Raw genomic sequence first — 23,851 nt, 5'->3', positions numbered from 1 at the left:
GCTATGCCCCCGCGAGCCAATCGGGCAGCGCCGCCGGGCGCCCGGAACGATCGACGCACGCGAGCATGGACGATGCCGTCAGCAGCAACTCCGGGCCCGCGTGGTCTCCGCCGCCCCCCACCGCCCGCTGGGTGCACCAGATCTCGTACTCGTGCCTGATCTTGACGCGCGATCCGCCGATGACCCGCGTGCGCACCTCCAGCAAGTCGTCGTATCGGGCCGGCCGCTTGAACGAGCACTCGAGCTTCACGATGACGAGGAACACGCCAGCCGATTCGAGCTGGGCGTATGTCACACCAGCCTCGCGGAGCAGCTCGGTGCGCCCCATCTCGAGCCACGGGACGTACGCCGCGTGATGCACGACCCCCATCGGATCGCACTCGCAGTACCGCGGCCTGACCGCCATGACGCCGGAAGTCGGTACGGCGCGGGCTGGCACGGGGGCGGACTCGCCGGGGAATGGCCTCATCCCGGAGTGTAGGAACGCCCGGCGATACACCCTGCCAACCGGGCGGGCGCCGACGCGTATTGTTTGATCGATGCACACGGCTCAGGGCGAACGCCTCGCCAGGAAAATCCGCGTCCGACCCCTCGAACCGGAGGACTCTCTCGCCCATCTCACCGGCCTGCTGCACCGCGCGTACAAGGTGCACGCCGATGCGGGGCTCCGCGCCCTCGCCGGCTTTCAGCCCGAGGAGGTCACCAGGAAGCGGATCAGCGGCGGCCGCTGCCTCGTGGCGACATACCTCGGGCGCGTCGTCGGCACCATTCTGTTCAAGGATTCCGCGGCGACAACCGCCGCCTGGCCGGATGTCGCATGGTCGGCCTCACCGCAGCACCCCGAGCGGACCGGCGCCGTCGCGACCTTCTCGCAGTTCGCGGTCGAGCCTGATTTTCAGGGCCGAGGGATCGGCGGCGAACTCATGTTCCACGTGGAGCGCCTCGCGGCCGAATCCGGTGCGGGCGAACTCTCGCTCAGTACACCCGAGCCGGCCACCTGGCTCGTCGCGATGTACGAGCGGCACGGTTACAGGATCGTCGAGCGGATCCACTGGCCCGAGACCAACTACACCAGCGTGATCATGAGCAAGCCGCTGGCTGCGGTCGGCCGGTAACCCACCAATTCGAAGGCACCTGATCGCGATTTGCCCTGCGAGTTGCACGGGGCTTTACGTGCAATCTCGGACCACGCGCCCGCCGAGTCGTCCGAGAACGGCCCGTGGTGACCGGGCTTGCCGGTCGTGCCGGGGCCTCGCGCCGAGGGCGGCCGTGACGTCCGTCAAGTTGGGCAAACTGGGCGACGATGACGCGGATGTTCCTTGGAGGTAGGCAGGGGAAACCTTGCCGCCGGCGCGATACGCGGCCGGTCGATCGTGGGCCAATGGTCCGGTTTCTCCGGGCCGCGGGGCAGTTGCCATGGATGTGCAAAACGGGACAAGCAAGTGGGCCGAGAAGAAGATCTTCACCACCGGCGAAGCCGCGGAGATCTGCAAGGTCAGCCAGCAGACGATCATCCGCTGCTTTGACGGCGGGCGGCTTGGCGGGTTCCGGGTGCCGGGGTCCAAGTTCCGGCGCATCCCGCGGGCCGAACTGATCAAGTTCATGCGGGCCAACGGGATCCCCACGGAGATCCTCGAGAGCGGTCCCAAGCGCGTGCTGGTCGTCGATGACGATCCCCAGATCCTCGACATGTTCACCGACCTGCTCGGTCGCGACGGCCAGATGGAGGTCCGCACGGCCTCGACCGGGTACGACGCGGGCCTGCTGACCGAGTCGTTCAGGCCGCACCTGATCATCCTCGACTACCTCCTTCCCGACATCAACGGCGACCTCGTCTGCCGACGCCTTCGCGAGCGGGAAGAGACCCGCGATGTACGCGTCCTCTTCGTCAGCGGCGTCGTGGGCGAGAGCGAGGTCGGCAAACTCAGAGAAGCAGGGGCCGACGGCTTCCTCCACAAGCCCTTCGATCTCGCGGCCCTGACCACGCAGATCCAGTCGCTGCTGCACGCCTGAGCGGTCGCCCGACCACCGAGGATGCGATGAACTCGGATCACAGGCCGCTCCACACCGATCCCGCCGTCCCGCCCTCGGCCGAGGGCGGCGATCGCCTTCGGGCGCAGGTCGATCTGATCCTCCGCGAACTGGACGCCCTGCCGACGCTGCCGGCCATCGCCACCCGCCTGCTGAGCCTCACCAGCTCCAACGACGGTGACTTTCACGAGGTCGTCCGCCTGATCGAGAGCGACCCCTCGATGACGGCCAAGGTCCTCTCCCTCTGCTCCAAGGCGTCGATGGGCGTCGGGCAGTCGGTCGCCACGGTCGAGCGCGCGGTGTCACTCCTCGGATTCGACGCCGTACGCGCCGCGGTGCTCAGCGTGCAGGTCGCCGACTGGGTCCGATCGGTCGGCCGGAAGCGACCGGCCGGCGGCACGGCGCCGGCCCGGCGCGCCTCGGACCGCCGCGAGCGCGAGGCCTCCGGCTTTGACGCTGACGGGTTCTGGCGCCACTCGATCGCGGTCGCCTGCGCGGCGGAACTCATCGCCCGCGGAAATCACCGCCTGGGCGTCACCCCGGGCGAGGCCTTTGTCGCCGGCCTGGTCCACGACCTGGGCAAGCCGGCCCTCGAGCTGGCCCTGCCCCGGGCCTACTCGCGGGTCGTCGAACTAGCCGACCAGCGGTCCGGCGACATCGCCCAGCACGAACGCACCATCTTCGGCCTCGACCACCACACGGCGGGCAAGCGACTCGCCGAGCGATGGGGGCTCCCGGGGTCGCTTCGCGACGCGATGTGGCTCCACGGCCAGCGCTTCGACGCGATCCCCGACGCGGCGAACAAGTCGCTCGTCGGCGTCGTCGCCGCGGCCGACGGTCTCTGCCGCAGGCTGCACCTTGGCTGGTCCGGGAACCACCTGAACTGGGACGCGACCGGCGCCATCGCGGGGCTGGGCCTCTCGCACGACAGCCTCGACGACATGGCGCCGGCGGTTGCGGATGAACTGGTCCGGCGCGCCGAGGACCTCGGCCTCGCCGGCGAGGTGCGCGACCACGTGCTGCTCGAGAGCGTTCTCGCCGCCAACCGCCAACTGGGCCGGCTCTCGCAGTCGATGCGGAATCGGTCCGGCGCCGCCGAACGGCGCGCCACGGTTCTCGCCGAGATCGAGGTCTTTCTCCGAGACCACGACCCACGATCGGGTGTCGTTGAGGTCCTCGCGCAGATCGGCCGATCGGCCGCCCGCCTGCTCTCGCCGGGAACCCTCGCCGCCCTGTACCAGTCCGGCACCCAGGGTGACTGGGTTGCGGTCCGCTTCGGCGTCGATGGAGAGATGAGCGGCAGCGAGACTGTCGAGGCCGACGACGGCGGGCTCGACGGCGCCACCGGCGTGATCCGGGCGGCCGGCGGTGGGGGCTCGGCGGCGCTCGGCCGGTGGGTGATGGACCGGCTCGGGCGCGGCGTCGAGGGCGCACGCCTGCGTGTCATGCCCATCGGGGCCTCCGCGGTGCTCGTGCACGACCGCGAGGACTCGCTCACCGGTCCGAACGGCATCGGCAGAGAGATGGCGGCGCTCGCTGCGGTATGGGCCTCGTCGATCGGCGCGGCGGCCGAGCAGGAGCGCTCCGGCGTTCTCGGCGAGCAACTGGCCCAGTCGAACCTCGACCTTGCCCGGGCCCAGGAGGAACTCGCCCGCGCCCAGTCGATGGCCCGCCTCGGCGAACTCACCGCCGGCGCGGCCCACGAGATGAACAACCCGCTGACCGTGATCAGCGGCCGGGCCCAGACCCTCGCCGCCCGTCTCACCGCCGAGTCGGACCGGGCCGCGGCCCACGCGATCGTCGAGGCGTCGCACCGGCTCAGCAACCTCATCACCCGCCTCAACCTGATCGCGGCGCCCCCGGCCCCGGTCATCGCGGGCGCAAGCCTCGCCGACCTTCTCGCGCTCGTCGTACGGGACGCGAAGGACCGCGCCACGACGAGAGGGGCGCGGGCTCCGATGACCGGCGTCCGGGTCGTCATCGAGTCGCCCGTCCCGCCGGTCCGGATGGACCGCGACCTGATGCACTCGGCCCTGATCGAGATCGTCGCCAACGCGATCGAGTCCGGCCCGCGCGAGCCCATCGAGATCCGCGTCGAGCCACCGGACGGGCTGGTCCCCGAGGAGAGCGACGCGGATGTGCTCGTGGTCCGCATCATCGACACCGGCAGCGGCATGGACGCCCACGCCCTCGAGCACGCCTTCGACCCGTTCTTCTCGAGCAAGTCCGCGGGGCGACAGCCCGGGCTGGGCCTCGCGACCGCCCGCCGCCTTCTCGAGCTGCACGGCGGCCGAATCCGCCTCGCCAGCACCCCGGGAGTGGGGACCACCGCGGAGATCACCCTTCCCCGCTGGCGCTGGAGGGGCGAGGCCGAGGCTCCTTTGCGGGAAAAGCGGGCCGCCTAGCCCGCTCCGACTGAACTGAGCCCAAGGGAGCGCCGATAACCCTCCGCCCCATCGGTTCTCGGGGCTTGACGGAGATACGGCACATGCTTCTTCGGCAGCCAGGCGGAGATCACGCGGACGACGATGCCCTCCGGGGCCGCTCCCCCTTGCACCCGGCGGCCCGTCCGCCCCACTCCGAGCCCCCGCACGGCCACGACCGGGCGGCGCGGCTCCTCATCGTCTCCTCCGACCTAGCGTGGGTGACACGCATCATGGGCCTTGCTTCCACGTCCGGGATCCGCGCGATCGCCGCGGCCACCGCGTCGACGGCCATATCGAGGCTTGCGGAGGCCCGGCGGCTTGGGCGCGTGGTCCCATTCGATGTGGCCCTGGTGGACGGCACTCTGGTCGACGGCTGCGGGATCGAGGTCATCGAGGCGCTGGCCAGCGCCGGCACGTACGTCGCCGTCTCGGAGGGGCACGGGACCGGCCGCGGGCCCGGCGCCGCGGCCCGGGCCGGCGCGTGCGCATCGATCGATCGCGGCGACAGCGGGCCTCGGATTATCGAACTGTTGGATGAGCTTGTCGGACGTTGCCGCCCGGAATGGTGCAAGCGGCAACACCTTGCACACTTGTGTGGGCTGTGCGGGGGCGCGACCGCGAGTGAGGTCGCAACAGGGGCTCAGCGTCGCTTGCTTTTCGACGATCAACTCCGGGGCACACCGGAGCGTCAAGAGCAGATGAACCAACTCACGATCGCCAACGAGTTCGGCGGGCTCATCCGGCATGAGCTTGACATCGAGTCGCTCCTGCGGACCACGCTCGAGTTCGTCCTCGCCAAGTGCGGCCCGACGAACGCCGCGGTCTTCCTCCCCACCACCTCCGGGGACTACTCCCTTGGGGCCTATGTCAACTACGACTGCATCAAGGAGACGGTCGACGTCCTGCTCGACCACCTGGCCAACTCGGTCGCGCCCAAGTTCGAGAACCGGATCGGCATCGCTCACCTCACGACCCGCGAGGCCATGGCCCAGGCCATCGGCCACGACGCGGGCTGGCTGGACGAGTCCGAGGTCGTCGCGTTCTGCTGCCGGCACGATGGCGAGGTGCTCGCGATCTGCCTGCTGTTCCGCGACCGCCACTCGCCGTTCACCCCGGCGCTGCTCTCCCAGCTCCAGACGGTCGGCGAGCTCTTCGCCGACCAGCTCGCCCGGGTCATCCGCATCCACCATCGCCACCTGCCCAAGGAGAAGTGGGGCGCGATCGGGGATGCGGACGACGTCGACGGCTCGGACGAGGGCGACCTGGCCGCTTGACCGGACCCAATTCCCACCGTGGTAGACTCGGGGCATGTCGCTCCCGGCGATCACGTGGCTGTGCTACGCCGTGCCGGCGTACCTGCTCTGGCCGGTGGTGTTCCGCTTCCGGTACGGCCGCTCACCGCTGGCCGACCGCTTCCCGCCGCGGGACCTGTACTCGACCGTCGACTTCCTCCTCGCGCTGTGCCTGATCGGGTACTCGGCGTGGATCGTCCTCGGCCCCCCTCCGGCGCCCATCTCCACGGCAACGGGGCTTGGCCTCTTCGGAACCGGGTTCCTGCTGCGGGTCTGGGCCGTGATCTCGCTGGGCCCCCACTGGCGGATCGGCCAGGACACGCACGACGCGACGACCTCGTTCGTCTCGACCGGTCCGTACCGCTTCCTCGATCATCCGATCAACACTGCGCTCATCCTGGTCGCCATCGGGCAGTCGCTCATGACCGGCCTCGACGCCCGCGCGATGTTCCTGCTCGCGTTCTCGGTGGTGTACTTCTTCGCCCAGGCCGGAGCCGAATCCCGCTACTGGGCCCAGCGCCGCCGGTCGCGGGCCGGGCGTGCGGACGGTCCGTAGCCGCGGCGGGCTACCAGATGAACCGGAGTCTGCCGAAGTCCGGCACCGGCACAATGCCCCGCTTGATCATCGCCGGGAAATACACGAAGAACGCCTTGCCGATCATCAGGTCGCGGTGCACGACCCCGACCTTAGGGTCGACGATCGCGGCCCACGGGTCCACCGTGTCCCACAACCGACCGTCGCGGCTCTGCGGCGAGTTGTCGCCGAGCACGAAGAACTCGTCCGGCGAGAGGTCCAGTTGCGATTCGGGATTGGGGCTCGTCGCCAATGCGGCCTGCCCCCCGAGCGTCCCGGGCCCGTACATCGCCGGCTGGTAGTACAGGTCGCGATCGAGCCCGACGCGGTGCATCCGGACTCCGCCGCCGCGGAACGACCACGACACCCGCGGCCGGGAGTACAGCGAGGTGTCCGCGAAGATGTTCCGACCGCCCGCGCGCCCCTCATCCAGCAACTGCTCGATGGAACGGCCGGTGGCGTATTGGATCCGCTCGGCGGGGGTCCAGTTGTACGTCGCCGCGGTGACCCGCTTCCCGCCGACCCACAGCTCGAGGGCCTGATCGACGTGGCAGAACGCCACGTCGGTCACGGCCCCCGGGGCCAGGGGTTCGATGGTGGCCGTGGCGAGGGTCGCCCACGCCTGCTCGCCGACGCCGGGCTGGGCGCGCTTGCGGATGCTTGCCGAGGTTCCCTCGATCGATGCCTCGAACTCGTGCCCGCGGGTCCCGAGCACCACGCGCATGCTGAGCCCGGCCGCCAACGGCTCGATCCCGGCTCGGATCCGCACGTCGCTCACCGGAAATCGCTCCGACCACGAGGGGTTCGGCGCCTCGTCATAGGGGTAGCGGTCGTCGATGTCCCAGAGTTCGGTCCGGTTCCCCCATGGGGCGCGGGAGGTCGTGTAGCGGACCTGCTGGCTGTCCCACTTCAGTTCCGCCGGAGACTGCCCGGTGTACTCATACACCGCGCCGCCGACGGTCCACCCCGATCCGACCCACGGCGGGTTGTACCAGCGGCGGCCATCCCTCATCGGGTTCAGCGGCGCATAGCGGCTGTCGAACACAGCCTGCCACACGGTGTTCTGCACGCGGCCGGGCTTGCGGGCGATCGTCCAGCCGGGCTGCGACCACGCGTTCACCCCGGGGATCGTCGGCGTCGCGCCCGATCGCACGAACACATCGCCGTCCACCAGGGCCACCTGCTCGCCGGGAAGCCCGACAAGCCGCTTGATGAAGTTCGTCGCCGGGAGGTAGGGGCACTTGAAGACCACGACGTCGAATCGCTGCGGTTCGTTCACCAGGTACAGAAACTTGAGCACCAGGATCCGGTCGCCCGACAGTCGTGGCGTCTGGGCCAGTTCGATCTGCTCGCCGGTCATCGGGTCGTGCACGGTGACGTTGGTCTGCACCGGCTGGTATTCGTTCTCGTGCCCGGGAAGGACGTGCCACGGGCCGACGTCCCAGGTGTACCCCGACTGGGGGGCCCGCATGCTCATGTGCGCCCCATCGAGGGTCGGGGCCATCGACCCGGTCGGAATCACGAACGCCTCGACGACGAAGCCGCGGAATACAAACGCGAGCACGAACGCGATCAGGATGGAGATCAACGTCTCCTTGACCGTTTCCTTGGTGTGGTGGTGCTCGGCGTGGGTTGTCGCGGTGCTTGGCATGGGTCCCTGAGGATAGTGACGTGTCGCGGCCGGTTCAGGCCGACGGCGGAGCACCCGAGGGGCCGTCGCCCTGACCGCCGGGCGGCCCTCCGCCGGAACCATCGCCATCGGGGCGACGCCGGCGACGGCGACGGCGGCGGCGCTTCCCGCCGCCTCCGGGCTGGTCGGCCCCCTGGGGGCCACCGGGCTCAGAGGGCCGCGGACCCGCGCCACCGGCGGGCGCGGAGCCCGAACCCGAAGGTCCCCGCCGATCGGGGTTCTCGGCCTGATCCTCAATTTCATCATCGACCTGATCGTCGGATTCGACGTCATCCGGCCGTGGCGTCGGACCGGGGGCCGAACGGTCGCGGCGTCCGGGATCGGCCGGAGGTGGACCTCCGGGGCGACGCGCCTCCCGCGCCCCCCCACCCCCGCCACCACCACCACCGCCGCCCGAACCCCCGCCGGGACCAAGCACGGTGAGTTCTTCCAGCGGGTACGCCGACTCCGTGCCGTCGCGATCCAGTTTGACCAGCACCAGTTGGGTCAGGATCTGGGTATCGAGAACGATGCCGGGGCCGTCGACCGACTCCACCCGCCACTTCTTCTTGGGGAGCCGTTTCTGAAGCTCCGTGTACGTCTGGTCTTCGTAGCGGAGGCAGCACATCAGGCGGCCGCACCGTCCGGAGATCTTGAGCGGGTCGAGCGTGGCCTTCTGGACCTTGGCGCTCCGCATCGACACCGGCTTGAGCACCTTGAGGAACTGGCGACAGCAGCAGTGCTGCCCGCAGCGCTCGTAGTCGGCGACCAGCCGGGCCTCGTCGCGGGCGCCGATCTGCCGCATCTCGATGCGGGCCTTGCACACGCCGGCCAGGCGCGTCACGAGTTCACGGAAATCCACGCGGTCCTCGGACCCGTAGTAAAAGGTCACGCGATCGCCGCCGAGAATGGTCTCGACCTCCACGATCTTGAGGCGCAGGTTCAGTTCCTTGGCGGCGTTGCGGGCCTGGTTGAGCAGGTCCTGTCGGGTCGAATCGTGCCGGGCCTGCAGGGCAAGATCTTCCGGCGTGGCCACGCGCAGCACGCGGCCCTGGTTGAAGAAGGGGTAGTCGCGCCCTCCGGAGTTCTCGATGTACTCGAGCATCTCCTTGCGGGTCACCGACTTGGAGCAGCCGGCGTTGGGGCAGGTGGAGGTCAGCATCTCGCCCAGTTCGACGCCGCGATGCGTGCGGACGACCATCTTCGAACCGCACCCCGGCTTGGCAGAGCCGTCGTACGGGAACTCGCCAATCATCCGCATCACGCCGAAACGCACGACGATGCTGGTCGGGGGCTTGAGGGCCTCGTAGATCCGCCGATCCTCGGCGAGGTCGGCTTCAAACTGGGGAAGGGGGTGGATGGGCATGCGGGCTCTCAACCTCTTCGCGTCCGCCGTGGAACGCGGGTACTCGGCAGCACGTCACAGCCGCGCGTCAACCGTCATCGGCGCGCCGCGTCGCGGGCCATCATGACCGGTGTGTCGCTCGGGCTGTCGCTGGGGTCGATTCTTCCCGGCGCTCCGCCCAGCACGGGCCGCCGGTCCATAACGCAAGTCCCCCCACCGCCCTTCCCCCGTCGAACTCCCCTTCACTCGCTACCTCGGCCCGCGACCCGAACCGAGCGCCCGGGCGTCGGCGAAGATCTGTCGCAGCGATTCCCGACCTATGAGCTCGATCCGCTGGCCGTTCTTGATGGTGTAGACCAGCACGTCCTCGCCACGGGAATCGAGCACGATGGTGAGGTCTTCGGACCCGGAGATCTCGACCGTAGCGATCGCGTACTGCCCGATCTGGCTGACGACATCCGCCCGGGCCTGGCTCTCCAGCAGGCTGGCCGGGTCAAACCCCGGGCTGGAGAACGCAGGAAGCAGCCTGCTCGCCTGGACGACCACCAGGGCCGCGAGCACCATGGCGCTCGCCCACAGGGCGATCGTCGCGTTCAACGTCGTGCCCGTCTTGACTGACTGATTGGTCGCCTCGCTGGCGGGGACCTGGGTCTGTGTTTCAGTGCTCATGGTCGTGCTCCTCGCGGCAAAGCCCTAGCGACCACCCGCGGAGGTCTTGGCGTCCTGGGCCAGGTCCCGGTAGCCGATGCCGCCGAGTCGCTTGGTGGTTCGGTCCCACGCGAGGGCGACCATCTCCTGGTTCGATGCGTCGAGGATGTACACCGCGTGGACGCTCATCCCGAGCATCCGGCCGGAGACCAGCGTGTACTCGCCGCGTGCCCGGCCGGCCCCCGGCTGGGGCGACGGCTGCGAGGCGCCGGCGAGCGTCACCGCCACGAGGCCGGCGAGCAGAAGGACGTTGGCCGCGATGAGGCGGCGGGCCGTTCGCTGCTGGTTCATACGGATGCTCCTGGGCCAACGGCCTCGCGGCACTTGGCGGTAGGCGTGGTCAATCCTGGTGGCCACGCTTGCTGGGGATCATGCTCACGCCGACAAGGATGGCGAGGATGGCGACCGCCACGCTCATCTGCAGGGGCGCGGACGGAGGCTCGGTTGGCGCGGGCGGGATCGGGGGGGTGAGTTCCTTCTTGGCCGCGGGACGGTTCCCAATCGGCTGGGCAAGGCTCACGGCCGGCAGCCCGACCAGCGCCGCGGCCACCACTCCCGCGGCCACGGCCCGCACTCCCCGGCCAAGTCTCAGTCTGGTCAGCATTTGGGTCATTGCTCAAATCGTACAGGGGTGCCACGATGCTGTAAAGGCTCACGCACTGCGGGCCGCCGGGACCGGCAGGCCGGGGCCCCCGGTCCCTATGAATCGCCACAGGGGCTCGTGGATTGCCTCGAACGTCCGGCCGGGGAGGTCGACCGTCCCCCACCGGGGCGATCGGGGCCGCATGCTCGCGGCGTAGTCACGGAGGGTGACCAGCGTCGGCGCGTACCACCGGCCGCGGTGCGTGAAGACATCGTCAAACAGGGCGTCGGGGGGCTGGCTCTCGCACCAGTACACAAAGACGAACGCCGCCCCGAACCCGGCGCCGAACAGGCCCTCCCACTGCTGGAGGGCGTGGACGTCCTCCTGGGTCACCCATGACTCCAGACGCCCCGCCGCGCCGGAGTTCAGTCGCCGCGGGACCCGTCGCCCCTTGATGTCGACGATGATGTTCGGAGCGTGCGGGCGGTAGACGACGAAATCGAACGATTTGATCGCCACCGCCGCGGCGACGCCGGACTCGCCCGGCAGCAGCGCTTTGCGGGCTTCGTCGACGGCCACATAGGGGATGCGGTTGGCGCGCAGGTACTCTTCGAACGCGCTCTCATAGTGAAGCGAGCGGCGGGCCATGGGATGGAGTCTATCAGACCCGTCAGGGAGCGGGGGCAGACGCGGGCGGTGGAGGCGGCGACTGGGGTAGGGGACGGGCGAGGCGGTCGAGGATCACCGGGACCGCCGGGGCTGTTGCGTCGGGGTCCGCGAGACCCGCCGCCTTGATCAGGTCAAACTGCCGGAGCACCGACTGGTGGTTCGCCCGGACCGTGACCACATCCTCCACGCCCGGCAGCTGGGCGGACGCGGCCGTAACGCAACCGTCGCCGAGCATCTGCGACAGTTTTTCGATTGTTTCGTTCAACGTCCTCATCCCGGATTCACCAATGGCCGCCCGCAAGCGCGGCGTTTCCATGGTCTGCCGGATCGAGTCTCGCAGGTCCTCGCCCGCGATCGCGACAATGCAGGTGATCGAGACGCCGTCGGGCGCCGGGCGGGCGTTCAGGTCAGCCAGGAACGGCGAACCAGGGAGCAGGTCGGCGCCGGCATCACCGCCGCCATCCTTAAGGAACCCCATCAGCAGGGCCGGATCGTGCCCCTCTGTTCCAATCCACCGCACGAACTGCTCGCGGAGGTCGCCCACCGGCTGCAGCCGCGCGACTTCCGAGCCCGCGTTGGGGGTGGCCACGAGGATGAGCCGAGGCACATCCGGCAGGTCGGCGTGCGAGCCGGCGCGACCCGCGTACCCGCCGGCCCGAGTGAGAGCGTCGCGGGCGACGAGGCCACCCATGGAGTGGCAGACGAGATCGACCCGTTCCACGCCGCGGGCCTTCAGGTCGCGGAGCGCCGCCAGCAGCAGGTCCGTCGAGCGGGGAATCGCCTGGTCGTTCGGGTAGACGATTGAGGCAAAGCCGTACCCGGCCTTCGCGAGCGCGGGAGAGAGTTCGTCCCAGATGAACCCCGGCTCATCGAGCCCGTGAACCAGCAGAACGAGGCGGTCTGGGAGTTGGGGCGCTCCCGGCGCGTCCGCCGCGGGGAGCGGGGTCCATCCGGGGGTGCTCCCGGCTGGCGTCGGCAGGTAGAGCCCGGGTTCGTGGTTGGCCGCCGCGCGCTCCTCGGCCGCCGCGATTGCGCCCCGGATCGACTCTTCCTGCTCCCGAAGCCATGCCTCGGCGGTCTGACGAAGCGACTCGGCGCGAGCCCGGACCTTCTCGACGGTCTTCTGCAACTTCGACTCGGGCTCGGGTGGCTCCGTGCGGGCCGCCGCGAGACAGGGCGAGAGCGCCGCGCCCGTCAGGACCGACAGGAACGCCCCGATGATCGCGGCGGGCCGCGAACGTCGCGCGAGCCCGCGGCTGTCGCGAGGATGCGTGGTACCCATGAGTGATTCTTGGGACCGCAACGGCGGGCGTTGCGGGTTCCGGGCTACTTCTCGAGTTTGAGGAGGAAGTTCTTCTCGGCGGCCTTGTAGGTGCGGAAGGCGGCCTCGATATCGGCCACCATGGCCTTGATGGTGGCCTCCCCGGCCACGTCCCCGCCCGCAGTGGTCGACTGAAGCGCCTCGCTGGCCGCGCGGAGGTTGCTCACGGCCACGGCGTACGCGCGGGCCGACTCGAAGAGGGCCTCGTTCTCAAGGTCCTTCCGCCCGGTGACCGGGGCGAGCAGCTTCCACGGTGCGGCGCGGACCTCCGCGGTCGTCAGTTTCAACTGGTCGGAGGCAAGCCTCGCGTTGGCCACGACGGTCCTGAGTTCCGGCAGTTCCTGCCTGACGAACACGGCGGCCTTCTCCGCGATGTCGGCGAAGTCGTCGAGCCCCTTGCGGCCCTTCTCAAGGATCGCCTGCAGATCCTCCCACCCCTTGGTATTGAACTTCTGGGCGAGTTCCTGGACGTTCTTGACGGCATCGTCCACGCGCGGACGGTTGTCCTCGATCATCGCCTTGGCGTCGGCTACCGCAACCTTGACGTCGTCGACGATCGGACCGAACTTGCCGGCGGCATCAAAGGCCGTGTCGATCTTGCCCCGCCATTCGGGCCACCGCTCGCGGACGTCGGCGGTGACGGTGCGCACGTCGTCGAGCACCCCGCTGATCTTCGGGTCCCAGTTCTCCTCGACGCTCACCGTGATCCGCTGCACGCGGGCGATGATGTCCTGAACCTGGCTCGCCTGCTCAGGGCCGTAACCCGCCTGGGCCAGGAATGCGGGCGGTGCCATCATGCCCTTGATCATCCCGTTCGGGGGCACCGGCTCTCCGGTCCCCAGCGACTCGAAGTTGATGGCCGCGCCAGAACCGAGCAAGGGCAACACCAGGAAGGCCATCGCCTCTGTGCGAGGCTTGATGTCGGACCGCATCTCGATGGTCACAAGGACGCCCGTCGGGTCGTCCTTGGGGGACTTGCGATCAAAGGCCCACGCGAGCACGGTCCCCACCTGCTGCCCACCGACTCGTACCTGCGAGCCGGCCTGCAGCCCGCCCGCCCCCACCTCCAACGGGAAGCGCACCTGATACTTGGTCGAGGCCTGGAACCACGCACTGATATCGGAGAGCGCCACGGCGGTCGCGACAGCCAGCAGGATGCTCGTCAGGACGAACACGCCCGCCAGGATGTTGTTCTTTGAAGATCGTGTCGCCATCGTGGTGCAATCCGGCCCGCGCCAGGGGCTCGACGCGGGGTGTCGCCAAGGACCGACAGTATGACGCCTGACGGCCCGTGTGTCACCTGGCGGTCTGGCGCGTGGTCTCGACGCTCGGTCCACCGCCGCCCATGGAGGGCTCCGAGGGGGTGCCAAGGAGGTCTTCGGCGTAGTTGGTCATGGCGCGCCGGCGGGTGATGGGGCCGTCGGCATCGCCGCGGAGGAACTGGCGGATCAACTGCATGTCCTCGGGGAGGGCCCGCGCCTGCTCGGCGGGGAGCTGGCGGAGAGAGTCGAACCACTCCCTGGTATTGGTGGCCAGGGCGCGCCCTTTGTCGAGCATGACCATGCGGTCGGCGATGGTGAACGCCGAGTCCATCTCGTGGGTGACGACGACGCTGGTGACGCCCAGTTTTCGCGTCAGGTCGACGATCAGCCGGTCGATCTCGGCACTGGTCACCGGATCGAGCCCGGCCGACGGCTCGTCGTAGAACAAGATCCGCGGGTCCAGCGAGAGGGCACGGGCCAGCCCGGCCCGCTTCTTCATGCCGCCGGAGATCTGCGCCGGGTACTTGTCCGCGTGCTCGCGGAGGCCGACCAGTTCCAGCTTGATCTTGACCTGGATATCGATGATCTCGTGATCAAGGTCCGTGTGCTCGTGCAGGGGGAGCGCCACGTTCTCGGCGATGGTCATCGAGTTGAAGAGCGCGCCGGACTGAAAGAGGATTCCGAACTTCTTCTTGACCTCGTCGAGGGCCCTGTCGCGGAGGCCCATGATCGACTGCCCGAAGAGCCTGATGTCGCCGCGTTCGGGGCGGAACGAGCCGATCATGCACCGCAGCAGCGTCGACTTGCCGCACCCCGATCCCCCCATCACCACCATGGTCTCGCCGGGGTAAACCTCAAGGTTGATCCCGGAGAGGACCTCGCGGCCCTCGAACTCCTTGACCAGATCGCGGATCGCGATGATGGGCTCACCGCGAGCATCAGGGCGTACGGGTGTGTCTGGTTGTGTTGGCTGGGCCACGCCCAAATATACCATTGCCGTGCCGCCGACACCTTGCAGCATGCTCGGCTCGTGCGAAGAGCCGCGCAGGAATCCACCAACTCCGGGTTCTCAGACGCTCACCCGCCGGATGGGGGAGTCTGCTCGGGCTGCGGCGCATCGCCTGGCGCCATGCCGGGCGGGAGCCCCTGCGGCACACCCGGCACAACACCCGGGGTCTGTGGGAGCAACCAGAACTCCTGGCCCGAAGGAGCCCAGACTCCGATGTTGGTGACAGGCATCCCTGTGGACCTTGCGGGCTTGTTGGGGTTCATCTCGACAAGGATGAGCGCCCAACCCTTGTCGAATGACGCGGGAACGGGCATGACGTGCTGCGAGCCCGGCTGGTACGACTGCATCTGCTGCCCAACGGTCGTGTAGGCCGCCACGAGGTCCCACATGGAAGTCGGCATGCTCTTGAACGACCCCAGTTCGGCCGAATAGGCCTTGCGGAACGCCTTGACCTGGTCCTCGGTCACCGCCGGCATCGCGAAGCCAGACGCCGCCGTGTTCACCTTGTCGGCATCGCCGGTCTCGATCTCCGTGACAACCGCGGCGATGGGCTGCATCATCGCCTTGTCGAACATCTTCAGCCCCGAACTGATGGTCACGAAGCCGATGATCCAGATCGCCGTTGCCACCAGCCCGAGGACAATTCCCGTGACCGCCATCCCCGTCCCGCGCAAACGCCCGCGGGCCGAGTTGATCGCCACGAGCGACGCGCCGCCCAGGATCGCCCCGATCGCGCCGGTTCCCGGGATGCAGCAGAGCAGCGAGAAGACCAGCGAGAACACGGCCAGGAGGCTCGTGCGCTGGTCGATGGGATCAACGGCAAAGGGGTCGCGGCCGTCCGCGAATCCGCCCATCTGTGCGTAGGGGTTCTGGGTCATCATGGCAATCTATCGTTGGCGGACCGAGACCGCCAGTTTCGCGGTCAGCGATTCCGGGCGACACCCTCGGTCGCCAGCCCCCAAACCACCCCCTCCAGCAGCCTCGCGGCGGCTCTTTCATAGGTGTACTGCCGTTCGACGCGGGCGCGGATGCCCGCCGCGGCGTCGGCACGCCACCGCGGGCTCTCGACCGCCTGTATCAGGACACGCTCCAGGCCCGCTTCGTCGGCGTAGGTCGTCTGGGCCCAATCACCGAGCAGCCACGCCGCGTCGGATGGGGCCGGCCCCCCGTGCCAGGCCTCGAGGCACTCTCTCGCCCACGACCCCGGGATGTACATCCGCGAGCGGTTGGCCCGCGGGTGCTCGAGCCGCTGCAACAGAGCCGCGAGCCTCGCCGACTCGGGGTGGCTGATCACGTCGTAGACCAGCGGTCGATCCGGGGTGAGCATCGTGGCCACGGGCGAGGCCTCCCGCGTGACGTGGTTGACCACATGGGCCTCGAGCAGCGCCAGGTCGTCTCCCTTGCGCCGGCACAGCGGCAGTCCGCCGGCGAGGGCGCACTCCATCACTCGCTGGTGGTACATCCAGTGAACCGAGACGTGCAGGTGGGCCGCCGCGCACTGGTACGAGGCCCGCAGCGCGTCGTCGTGCGGCAGTTCTCCCGCGGCGAACTCGGCGAGGGCGGCGTCGGCCTCCGGATCGTCCCAGCCCCGGCCGTGGATCATGAACCGCCAGCCGCGCCGACGGGCGATGCTCGCGGTCCAGGCGAGCGTCTGGTGTCGCAGGAGCCGGTCGGCGAGCGGCATCGCGTAGTTGTTGATCAGGCGCGCGCGCAGACGCGGATCGGGCGCCGGGCCCGAGAGCCGCGTCACGGCCCCCTCGACGGCTCCGCGGATCTCCGGTTGCAGCAGGTGCCAGCCGGACCGTGCGACGATGCCGGCAATCTGCGGGTAGAGATCCTCCAGCGCACGAGCGACGCCCGGATGGCCCGCTTCCGCGACCAGTCGCCGGTGAAGCCGGTCGGGTGTCTCGCTGTGGTGGCTCGCGTACGCGACCTCGCACTCCAGCCGCTTGCGGAGCATGGGCTCGACAGGGCCGGCGTGGAACTTCGTGCCGCTGGCCACGACCGGCGTGGGGATCATCCGCTCGCTCGGGTACCCGAACTCCCTCGACAGCACCGCCGGCGCGTGCCCGGCGATGAAGTCCAGCGGTCCCTGCGCCCTGCCGGTCGCCGCGTCGTACAGGTGCGGCATTGCGTCCTGGATCCAGCAGACGCAAGGCACGCCATCGGGAATGGCCCCGGCGAGGTTCGCCCGTGTGTAGTTCATCAGCACGACCAGGTCCGGCCTGAATCGGTCGAACGCTTCCAGATAGGCAACCGTGCTCAGGAGGCTCGCCGAATCCGGCTCGATCAGGACCTCGACCTCACAGCCGCGGGACCGCAGGGCTTCCGCGAGGTCCGCGGCGGAGTGGCGGACAAAGGTCGAGTGGAGCGTGGTCGGCAGGAGCACCCGCAGGGGCCTATCGGAGCCGGCGGCGTGCGAACCGCCGCGGAAGCGTACGGTCCACGAGTTCCGGTCGAGCCCCGCATAGTGACTCCGCACTCGCCCGGTGAGTTGGTCGAGCAGTCGCGCCTGCCGCCGAAGCGCTTCGTCGATGGTCTCGCCGACGGGCGGATCGACAGGCGTCCGCTGGGTGCCGCCGCTTACCACCGGCCCGGCGATCATCAGGTGCAGCCGCCCAGTGAGGTCCGCGGCAAACCGCGCCCCCGCATCGGGGCCGACGAAGAGCCTGACACGCTCCTGCGAGAGGACCCCCGACAGATCGCACACCGAGAGCACATCGAGAAACTCGGCCTCGTCGGCCTGGACGATGTTGATCCGCGGCTGGTACCCATCCGACCGAGCCGGCGTGAGTTCCGAGAGCCGGAGAAGAAGCCAGAGTGAGCCGATCCCGTCGAGCGTGACCGGTCCTTGAACCCCTCCCGCGTCGAGCGCTGGGAATTGAAACGCCCGGGCAGTGCCGAGGTCATCCTCGAACCTCAACCACTGGCCATCGCGGCGGCGCAGCACGTTGCCATCCGAAGCGCGGAAGACCTCCTCCAGCCCCACCTGCGATGGGTCAGGTTCTCCCGGCGGGTCCACGTCAACGCTGATGCCGCGAGCGCGGAGCGCCCGCAAGTTGTGGTCCAGGGTCGCGTGAAGGGCACTCTCCCGGACCAGATCGTCCGGCATCTGACGGGCCGCCCGCAGGAGGGCCTCAACACCGGGGTCGGCCTGGACAACGACCGGGAGCGCCGCGATCTGCTCGCCCGCAGGAGTCCGAAGCCCGAGGCGGACGTACGCGGCGGCCAGCAGGAGCCGCACCTGAACGTCATCGGGGTGGCCAGCAAGCGCACGGATCGCCAGGGGCACGAACCGGTAGCCACCGGTGGGAGACGATGCCGCCGCCCGCCCAAGGGCGATGAGTTGATCGCGCGTGATCGTTGCCGGCGACGGGCGGGGCTGGGGCGGAGAGATGACGGAGGCTCGCGCGGCGGTGAACACGTCCACGTATCGACCCGGAAACCCGTGCCGGGCGAGAACCGGGGAGAGCGAAGCGCAAGAACTGCGCACCGAACCGGTTCTCCCTGACGGCATGCGACCCGGCGCCGCTCCCAGCCGATAACACCCCCATGTCGTACCCCGCCCCGGCCCCGTCGAACCCATCACGCCGATCACCCGGCCACCGACCGCCCGCGGCGGTGGACAAGATCCTGTCGCGGGAACGGCTGATGGCCCTGCGGCAGGAACTGCGGCGAGACGGCGCCTCGCTGGTGCACTGCCACGGCTGCTTCGACATCGTTCACCCGGGCCACATCCGCCACCTGCGGCAGGCCCGTTCCCAGGGTGATGCGCTGCTGGTCTCGATCACTGGCGACGCCGAGATGCGCAAGGGAACCGGCCGGCCGCTCATCCCCGAGGAACTCAGGGCCGAGGGGCTCGCGGCGCTGGACTGCGTGGACTACGTGTACATCGAGCAGCGCCCCACCGCGGCCGAGTTGCTCGACGAGGTGCGGCCGGATGTCTATGTCAAGGGCAAGGAGTACGAACTCAACAGCGACCCCCGCTTCAAGGCCGAACGAAACGCGGTGGAGCGCCACGGCGGGCGGGTGGTCTTCTCCTCCGGCGACGTGGTCTTCTCCTCCACCGCGCTGATCGCCGCGATGGAGGAGTCGACTGACCCCTACCACGCCCGGCTGATGCAGCTGCTCCGCGACCCAATGCTCGACGGCGCGCGCCTGACCGGCCTGGTCTCATCGTTTCGCGGCAAGCGCATCCTGGTGGTCGGCGAGCCGATCATCGACACCTACGTGCTCTGCGACACCCCGTCGGTCGCCGGCGAGAGCCCGGTGATGACGCTCCGGCCGGTGGAGCGGCGGAGCTACGACGGCGGCTCGGCCGTGATCGCGCGCCACCTGGCCGCCATGGGCGCCGCGCCGGTGCTCGTGTGCGCGATGCCGGACGATGCCCCCGCCGCGGCGCTGCGGCACCGGCTGCAGGCCGACGGCGTGGAGGTGCGCTCGGTCGAGGCGCCCGGGATGCTCCCCGAGAAGCAGCGGTTCCTCGTCGGCGCCCAGAAGGTCATGAAGGTGGACCTGGTCGATCCGCTGGTGCTCGATGCGCGGAGCCAGGACGAGCTGGTCGGGCTCGCGGGGGAATCGGCGGCCGGGTGCGACGGGGCGATCCTGGCCGACTTTGGTCTGGGGCTGTTCTCGGCCGGCACGCACGCGCGGCTCGGAGCCTCGGTCCGGCGCGAGGTCGGCGTGTTGTGCGGAGACGTGAGCGGCGGCCGGTCCAACCTCCGGCTGATGCGCGAGATGGACCTGCTGTGCCCGAGCGAGTCCGAACTCCGCGACGCCTACCGCGATTTCGACGAGAGCCTCCCGTCGGTCGTGTGGAACCTGCTGCACGACACGGGCTCACGCCACGCCATCATCACGATGGGCGCCGACGGCCTGGTCGCGTTCGATCGACTGCCCGGCGCCGAATCGATGGCGCCGGTGCCCGAGGGCGACGGCTTCCGATCCCGCCTTCGGGGCGACCACTTCCCCGCCTTGTGCGGGCACGCGATCGACCCGCTGGGCTGCGGCGACGCCCTGCTCGCGACCGCGACGCTCGCGCTCGCCTCGGGAGCACCCCTGCTGGGCGCCGCGTTCCTCGGGGCGGTCGCCGCGGCGGCGCAGGCTCAGCGGCTTGGCAACTCTGTCATCTCGGCCTCGGACCTGCGGCACGGAATCGTCCGGGCGCACGCGGCGCACCTGACGTGCACGCCGGGCCAATCGCCGCGACCGGGCCCGCGTCTTACGGTCCCGCTCACCGCCTAGCGGCCACGCACGGCACGATGATCACCTATGTCATTCCAACCCGCGACAGGTCTCCGCGGCTGTGTGAAACGCTGCTCGCGATCGATTCGCTCGGGCCGCACGCTGCGGAGATCCTCGTGGTCGACAACGCGTCGGCCGTAGCGGCGGTCGCGCCGCCCATGCCCGGCAGCGGTGTTCCCGTTCGTGTGATACGTCTCGACCGCAACCACGGCGCCGCGGCGCGCAACCACGCCGCCCGCGCGGCGGATCCCTCGAGCGAGTGGCTCGTCATGCTCGACGATGACTCCCACCCGGTTGACCTGGGCCTGCTGGACGCGGTCGCCTCGGCGGACTCGGACGTCTCGGCCATCGGCGCGGAGATCTCGCTCCCTTCGCAGGGGCGGCGCGAAGCGGGCGGGCTGCCGGAGGTCTTCATCGGCTGCGGCGTGGCGATCCGCCGGAGCGCGTTCCTCGATGCCGGCGGGTACGACGCCGCGTTCGACTACTACGCCGAGGAGTACGACCTCGCCGCGAGGCTGCTGCTCGCCGGATCTCGCATCACGCTGGACCGGCGCTTCCGCGTGGCCCATCACAAGGTCTCGCAGGGCCGGAGCATGGGCCGCATCCTCCGCCGGCTCGTGCGCAACAACGCCTGGGTCAACCAGCGGTACGCCCCCGAATCGCTCCGGTGGGGGGCCGTGCGCGAGACCCTCACCCGCTACGGCCGGATCGCTGCAAAGGAGCACGCGGTGCCGGGCTACCTGCTCGGCGCGGTCGAAGCCCTGGCGACGCTGCACCGCCAATCGCGCCGCCCGATGCCCGCGGCGATCTACGACCGGTTTACCGGCCTCGCCGCGGCCCGTGCGGCGCTCTACGCCGCGCATTCCACGGAGCCGTTCCACACCGCAGCGATCGTCGAACCGGGCAAGAACGCCGGCATCATCGCGCTCGCGGCCAAGGAGTTGGGGATCCGTCTCGTCAATGCCTCGGAGGCCTGCGAAGCTCGCATCATCGGCACGCTCTCGCCGGGGCCGATGCTCGATGCCTGGGATCGCCTCCACCGGACGGCCGGCCCGCGCCTCATCGCCCCGTGGATGTTACAGCCCGCCGAGACCATCTCAGATGGTCAAGGGATGAACACCGTTCCCGCCGCCGCCTGAAGTGCGAGCCGCATCCGGCGCCGCGCGGGGACGGGGCGGGATCTGGCTGATCCGCAGCGCCTCGCGCGCCAGCGAACCGGGCCGCAGCAGGTGCTCGACGATCTCGCCACACGCGGCGATCTGTCCCGGCCACATGAACCGCCGCCACACCTCGGACCACGAGACCCACCGGAACTCGCTGTGCTCCTCGTTGAGCCGCGGGGTCCACGCCGCACTCACCTGGGCCACCAGCCTCGGGCTGAGCACGATCGAATCGATCGCCGCGATGTAGAACGGGTGCACCTGCTCGAGGGCCCACAGCGCGACCAGGCCCGACTCGGCGGTCAGCCCCAGTTCCTCTTCCATCTCGCGGACGGCGGCCTGGACTGCCGACTCGCCCGCCTCGATGTGGCCCATCACCGGCTGCCACGTCCCGGCGAGCGGATCGCCGATGCGGTGGAGTTGGAGGAACTCCACCCCGTGCACCTGCGACGCCTCGCCGGTCTCTTCCGACTCGACCACCAGCGGCGCCCGGCCGTCGCCGGTCGCGATCGCGCGGAAGACATACACGTCCACGATATCTGTGCGCACCGTCACGCCCCCAAGGGGCTGCGGCCGGTAGCCTGTTTCAGCACTCATGTCGGCACCCCTGGCCCGCCCTCCCGTCCTGCGAATCGGCGGATCACACCGGCCTTGGCCAGCGTTTCTTCCCATTCGCTCCTCGGGTCGCTCTGTACCACGATACCCGCGCCGACGCCGTAGTCGAGCACGCCGCCGCGGATCGCGTCCTGCGCGTCGCCAGGGGCCGGATTTCCCGTGATGACCGCCGTACGGATCGCGACATTCATCGCCGCGCCGCCGCCGTCGCTCACGTACCCGATCGCGCCGCAGTACGGCCCCCGAGCGACCGGCTCCAGATCGCGGATGATCTGCATCGCGCGGATCTTCGGCGCGCCGGTGATCGATCCCGCAGGGAACGCCGCACCGAGCAGGTCCGCGAGCCCCGCACCCGCGCGGAGCTCCCCCGACACCGTCGCCACCCCATGATGCACCCCCCCCATTCCCCCGCGACCACTACCACCAACGCCACCGTGCGTTTCAATGGTGCGCGCCTCGTCGACCAGGATGCTCCCGAAGCGGCAGACGCGGCCGAGGTCGTTGCGCATCAGGTCGATGATCATGTTGAGTTCCGCCTGGTCCTTGGCGCTCGCCGCGAGGACCGCGGGTTCGGTCCCCGCCGGACGGGTCCCCTTGATCGGCCGGGTCACCACGCGCCCATCGGCCCCGACATCGAGGAACAGCTCCGGGCTGATCGATGCGATGATGCGGCGATGCTCGGCGGGCCCCCGGCCGGGCGGCTCGATGTACGCGCCGTAGCGCGGCCGGGCCGCGGCGGCTAGCGCGAGGAACAGCGCCCGCGCCGAGCCGTCGAAGGCCGCGGAGAGGCGGTGCGTGAGGTTCGCTTGGTAGATGTCACCTGCGCGGATGTACTCGACGATCCGCGCGACATCATCCGCATAGCGCCCCCCCCTCCCTCCCCTTCCCCCCGTCCCCGCCCCGGGGGGCGCATCGATCTCGCCAAGCCGCCAGCCGCGGGGCGCGGGCGCGGGGAGCGCGGATCCGCCGATCCGCGGCAGCGCGGCGATCGCGGCGGGCTCGCCCGCAGCGCACCAGCGGCCGGTGCGGTGGTTGTAGAGGTACGCGGCGGGGCAGCGGTACCACTGGGCGAGGGGCCAGCCGCGGTCGTTCGCCCGCATCGGGGCTCCGCCGGCCGCGACCGCCGGCTCCAGCAGTTCACCGAACTCGTACCCCAGCCAGCCGATCCACCCCCCCACGAACGGAGGGGCATCGGGACCCATCTCATCGCCGTCCGCAACGCGCACGGTGGAGTCCCACGCGGCCCGCAGATCCTGCAGCGGCTGGGGAACGGTTGTTGAGCGCGAGTGGGACAGGCCCAGCGGAGGGACGGTGAGGGACTGGGAGAGGGGGGAGGGGGGGGAGAGGATGGTCCACCCGCCGCGGGCCCGATCGCCGGGCCCCGCCGGACCGCTCCCCCACCCCCCCCACTTCGAGGCACTTCCCGCGGCCTCATCGCCGGACCACAGCACCGCGACCGGCCGGTCGAGGGGCCAGCGGGCGAGGGCCTCACCGGGGTCCAGGCTCCAATCAAGGGGCTCGATCAAGGCCCCACTTTAACCCAGCGCCCGGCGGAGGACGGTCGGGCGAGGCCGTGCGAGGAGGGGCGGGGGGCGAGGGGGCAAGATCAATCGGTGGCGAGACAGGAGTTGTCTGGGCCACAACAAGAGTTGTCTGGGCACCAACAGGAGTTGTTCGGCCAGCAACAGGAGTTGTTTGGGCCGCAACAGGAGTTGTTCGGACCGGAACAGGAGCTACTTCGGCCGGAACAACTCCTGTTCCGGCCGGAACAAGAGCCGACACGGCCCATATCAGACGTTGCGCGGGTCCCTCGCGCCGCCGGGTCGAAAGCCTCTCCGGCCGCTTCTACACTTCTTTTCCAGTGTCGCCGGAGCGCTCCGGCGCCGGTCGGGTTTCCGCCTGTTCGGAACCAACCGCCTTCCCTACTCACCGCATCTTTCCCG

General features: G+C 69.8%; 21 protein-coding genes. 7 read left to right on the top strand and 14 right to left on the bottom strand.

Going from position 1 to position 23,851, the window contains the following annotated elements:
• Position 1: 1 nt before the first annotated feature.
• Positions 2–469 (bottom strand): acyl-CoA thioesterase, encoded by a 468-nt coding sequence (locus KF745_12265; GenBank protein ID MBX3359188.1) that lies wholly within the window; start codon positions 467–469, stop codon positions 2–4.
• 70 nt (positions 470–539) lie between these two features.
• Between KF745_12265 and KF745_12260 the strand changes: the two genes are divergently transcribed.
• The 5 genes from KF745_12260 to KF745_12240 all read left to right on the top strand — a co-directional run bounded on the left by KF745_12260 (position 540) and on the right by KF745_12240 (position 6,305).
• Positions 540–1,115 (top strand): GNAT family N-acetyltransferase, encoded by a 576-nt coding sequence (locus tag KF745_12260; GenBank protein ID MBX3359187.1) that lies wholly within the window; start codon positions 540–542, stop codon positions 1,113–1,115.
• 301 nt (positions 1,116–1,416) lie between these two features.
• Positions 1,417–2,013 carry a response regulator gene (locus KF745_12255; protein MBX3359186.1) on the top strand — a complete coding sequence of 199 codons (597 nt, stop codon included), beginning with the start codon at positions 1,417–1,419 and terminating at the stop codon, positions 2,011–2,013.
• A 26-nt stretch (positions 2,014–2,039) separates the two neighbouring features.
• Positions 2,040–4,436, top strand: a complete 2,397-nt coding sequence (locus KF745_12250) for an HDOD domain-containing protein (protein MBX3359185.1) — start codon at positions 2,040–2,042, stop codon at positions 4,434–4,436.
• Positions 4,437–4,519: 83 nt separating this feature from the next.
• A complete protein-coding gene (locus KF745_12245) occupies positions 4,520–5,731 on the top strand; it encodes a hypothetical protein (protein ID MBX3359184.1) in 1,212 nt (403 codons plus the stop codon).
• A gap of 34 nt (positions 5,732–5,765) precedes the next feature.
• On the top strand, positions 5,766–6,305 hold the full coding sequence (locus tag KF745_12240) for a hypothetical protein (protein ID MBX3359183.1): 540 nt from the start codon (positions 5,766–5,768) through the stop codon (positions 6,303–6,305).
• A gap of 10 nt (positions 6,306–6,315) precedes the next feature.
• Here KF745_12240 and lepB read toward each other — a convergent pair whose 3' ends face one another.
• The 11 genes from lepB to KF745_12185 all read right to left on the bottom strand — a co-directional run bounded on the left by lepB (position 6,316) and on the right by KF745_12185 (position 18,382).
• On the bottom strand, positions 6,316–7,974 hold the full coding sequence (gene lepB, locus KF745_12235) for a signal peptidase I (protein MBX3359182.1): 1,659 nt from the start codon (positions 7,972–7,974) through the stop codon (positions 6,316–6,318).
• A gap of 34 nt (positions 7,975–8,008) precedes the next feature.
• Positions 8,009–9,358, bottom strand: a complete 1,350-nt coding sequence (locus KF745_12230; protein MBX3359181.1) for a hypothetical protein — start codon at positions 9,356–9,358, stop codon at positions 8,009–8,011.
• A gap of 228 nt (positions 9,359–9,586) precedes the next feature.
• Positions 9,587–10,006 (bottom strand): hypothetical protein, encoded by a 420-nt coding sequence (locus KF745_12225; protein MBX3359180.1) that lies wholly within the window; start codon positions 10,004–10,006, stop codon positions 9,587–9,589.
• Between the two features lie 24 nt (positions 10,007–10,030).
• On the bottom strand, positions 10,031–10,336 hold the full coding sequence (locus KF745_12220; GenBank protein MBX3359179.1) for a hypothetical protein: 306 nt from the start codon (positions 10,334–10,336) through the stop codon (positions 10,031–10,033).
• A gap of 49 nt (positions 10,337–10,385) precedes the next feature.
• Positions 10,386–10,658, bottom strand: a complete 273-nt coding sequence (locus KF745_12215; GenBank protein ID MBX3359178.1) for a hypothetical protein — start codon at positions 10,656–10,658, stop codon at positions 10,386–10,388.
• A gap of 39 nt (positions 10,659–10,697) precedes the next feature.
• Entirely contained in the window at positions 10,698–11,276 is a 579-nt protein-coding gene (locus KF745_12210; protein ID MBX3359177.1) for an HYExAFE family protein, read from the bottom strand.
• 22 nt (positions 11,277–11,298) lie between these two features.
• Positions 11,299–12,579 (bottom strand): hypothetical protein, encoded by a 1,281-nt coding sequence (locus tag KF745_12205; GenBank protein ID MBX3359176.1) that lies wholly within the window; start codon positions 12,577–12,579, stop codon positions 11,299–11,301.
• 44 nt (positions 12,580–12,623) lie between these two features.
• The gene (locus KF745_12200; protein MBX3359175.1) at positions 12,624–13,832 is read right to left on the bottom strand and encodes a hypothetical protein; all 1,209 of its coding nucleotides are present in this window, start codon (positions 13,830–13,832) and stop codon (positions 12,624–12,626) included.
• An 82-nt stretch (positions 13,833–13,914) separates the two neighbouring features.
• Entirely contained in the window at positions 13,915–14,859 is a 945-nt protein-coding gene (locus tag KF745_12195; GenBank protein MBX3359174.1) for an ABC transporter ATP-binding protein, read from the bottom strand.
• Between the two features lie 98 nt (positions 14,860–14,957).
• The gene (locus tag KF745_12190) at positions 14,958–15,770 is read right to left on the bottom strand and encodes a hypothetical protein (GenBank protein ID MBX3359173.1); all 813 of its coding nucleotides are present in this window, start codon (positions 15,768–15,770) and stop codon (positions 14,958–14,960) included.
• A 41-nt stretch (positions 15,771–15,811) separates the two neighbouring features.
• Positions 15,812–18,382, bottom strand: coding sequence for a hypothetical protein (locus tag KF745_12185; GenBank protein MBX3359172.1), 2,571 nt, complete (start codon positions 18,380–18,382; stop codon positions 15,812–15,814).
• Positions 18,383–18,441: 59 nt separating this feature from the next.
• Between KF745_12185 and KF745_12180 the strand changes: the two genes are divergently transcribed.
• Both KF745_12180 and KF745_12175 read left to right on the top strand, forming a co-directional pair.
• Positions 18,442–20,133, top strand: a complete 1,692-nt coding sequence (locus KF745_12180) for an adenylyltransferase/cytidyltransferase family protein (protein MBX3359171.1) — start codon at positions 18,442–18,444, stop codon at positions 20,131–20,133.
• Between the two features lie 17 nt (positions 20,134–20,150).
• On the top strand, positions 20,151–21,272 hold the full coding sequence (locus KF745_12175) for a glycosyltransferase (GenBank protein MBX3359170.1): 1,122 nt from the start codon (positions 20,151–20,153) through the stop codon (positions 21,270–21,272).
• On the opposite strand, the gene KF745_12170 is transcribed toward KF745_12175, so the two are convergent.
• Positions 21,231–21,890: an NUDIX domain-containing protein gene (locus tag KF745_12170; GenBank protein MBX3359169.1), complete on the bottom strand. Its 660-nt coding sequence runs from the start codon at positions 21,888–21,890 to the stop codon at positions 21,231–21,233. The genes KF745_12175 and KF745_12170 overlap by 42 nt on opposite strands.
• Positions 21,887–23,434 (bottom strand): anthranilate synthase component I family protein, encoded by a 1,548-nt coding sequence (locus tag KF745_12165; GenBank protein MBX3359168.1) that lies wholly within the window; start codon positions 23,432–23,434, stop codon positions 21,887–21,889. The genes KF745_12170 and KF745_12165 overlap by 4 nt, the downstream gene beginning before the upstream one ends.
• Positions 23,435–23,851: the final 417 nt, after the last annotated feature.

It is taken from the genome of Phycisphaeraceae bacterium (assembly GCA_019636655.1).
Lineage (GTDB): Bacteria > Planctomycetota > Phycisphaerae > Phycisphaerales > UBA1924 > JAHBXB01.
This window is presented reverse-complemented; position numbering and strand designations above follow the sequence as displayed.

What these genes read in the sequence shown, in the direction of transcription:
- KF745_12265 (MBX3359188.1), bottom strand. Translation starts at nt 469, where the DNA reads ATGAGGCCATTCCCCGGCGAGTCCGCCCCCGTGCCAGCCCGCGCCGTA.
- KF745_12260 (MBX3359187.1), top strand. Translation starts at nt 540, where the DNA reads ATGCACACGGCTCAGGGCGAACGCCTCGCCAGGAAAATCCGCGTCCGA.
- KF745_12255 (MBX3359186.1), top strand. Translation starts at nt 1,417, where the DNA reads ATGGATGTGCAAAACGGGACAAGCAAGTGGGCCGAGAAGAAGATCTTC.
- KF745_12250 (MBX3359185.1), top strand. Translation starts at nt 2,040, where the DNA reads ATGAACTCGGATCACAGGCCGCTCCACACCGATCCCGCCGTCCCGCCC.
- KF745_12245 (MBX3359184.1), top strand. Translation starts at nt 4,520, where the DNA reads ATGCTTCTTCGGCAGCCAGGCGGAGATCACGCGGACGACGATGCCCTC.
- KF745_12240 (MBX3359183.1), top strand. Translation starts at nt 5,766, where the DNA reads ATGTCGCTCCCGGCGATCACGTGGCTGTGCTACGCCGTGCCGGCGTAC.
- lepB (MBX3359182.1), bottom strand. Translation starts at nt 7,974, where the DNA reads ATGCCAAGCACCGCGACAACCCACGCCGAGCACCACCACACCAAGGAA.
- KF745_12230 (MBX3359181.1), bottom strand. Translation starts at nt 9,358, where the DNA reads ATGCCCATCCACCCCCTTCCCCAGTTTGAAGCCGACCTCGCCGAGGAT.
- KF745_12225 (MBX3359180.1), bottom strand. Translation starts at nt 10,006, where the DNA reads ATGAGCACTGAAACACAGACCCAGGTCCCCGCCAGCGAGGCGACCAAT.
- KF745_12220 (MBX3359179.1), bottom strand. Translation starts at nt 10,336, where the DNA reads ATGAACCAGCAGCGAACGGCCCGCCGCCTCATCGCGGCCAACGTCCTT.
- KF745_12215 (MBX3359178.1), bottom strand. Translation starts at nt 10,658, where the DNA reads ATGACCCAAATGCTGACCAGACTGAGACTTGGCCGGGGAGTGCGGGCC.
- KF745_12210 (MBX3359177.1), bottom strand. Translation starts at nt 11,276, where the DNA reads ATGGCCCGCCGCTCGCTTCACTATGAGAGCGCGTTCGAAGAGTACCTG.
- KF745_12205 (MBX3359176.1), bottom strand. Translation starts at nt 12,579, where the DNA reads ATGGGTACCACGCATCCTCGCGACAGCCGCGGGCTCGCGCGACGTTCG.
- KF745_12200 (MBX3359175.1), bottom strand. Translation starts at nt 13,832, where the DNA reads ATGGCGACACGATCTTCAAAGAACAACATCCTGGCGGGCGTGTTCGTC.
- KF745_12190 (MBX3359173.1), bottom strand. Translation starts at nt 15,770, where the DNA reads ATGATGACCCAGAACCCCTACGCACAGATGGGCGGATTCGCGGACGGC.
- KF745_12180 (MBX3359171.1), top strand. Translation starts at nt 18,442, where the DNA reads ATGTCGTACCCCGCCCCGGCCCCGTCGAACCCATCACGCCGATCACCC.
- KF745_12175 (MBX3359170.1), top strand. Translation starts at nt 20,151, where the DNA reads ATGATCACCTATGTCATTCCAACCCGCGACAGGTCTCCGCGGCTGTGT.
- KF745_12170 (MBX3359169.1), bottom strand. Translation starts at nt 21,890, where the DNA reads ATGAGTGCTGAAACAGGCTACCGGCCGCAGCCCCTTGGGGGCGTGACG.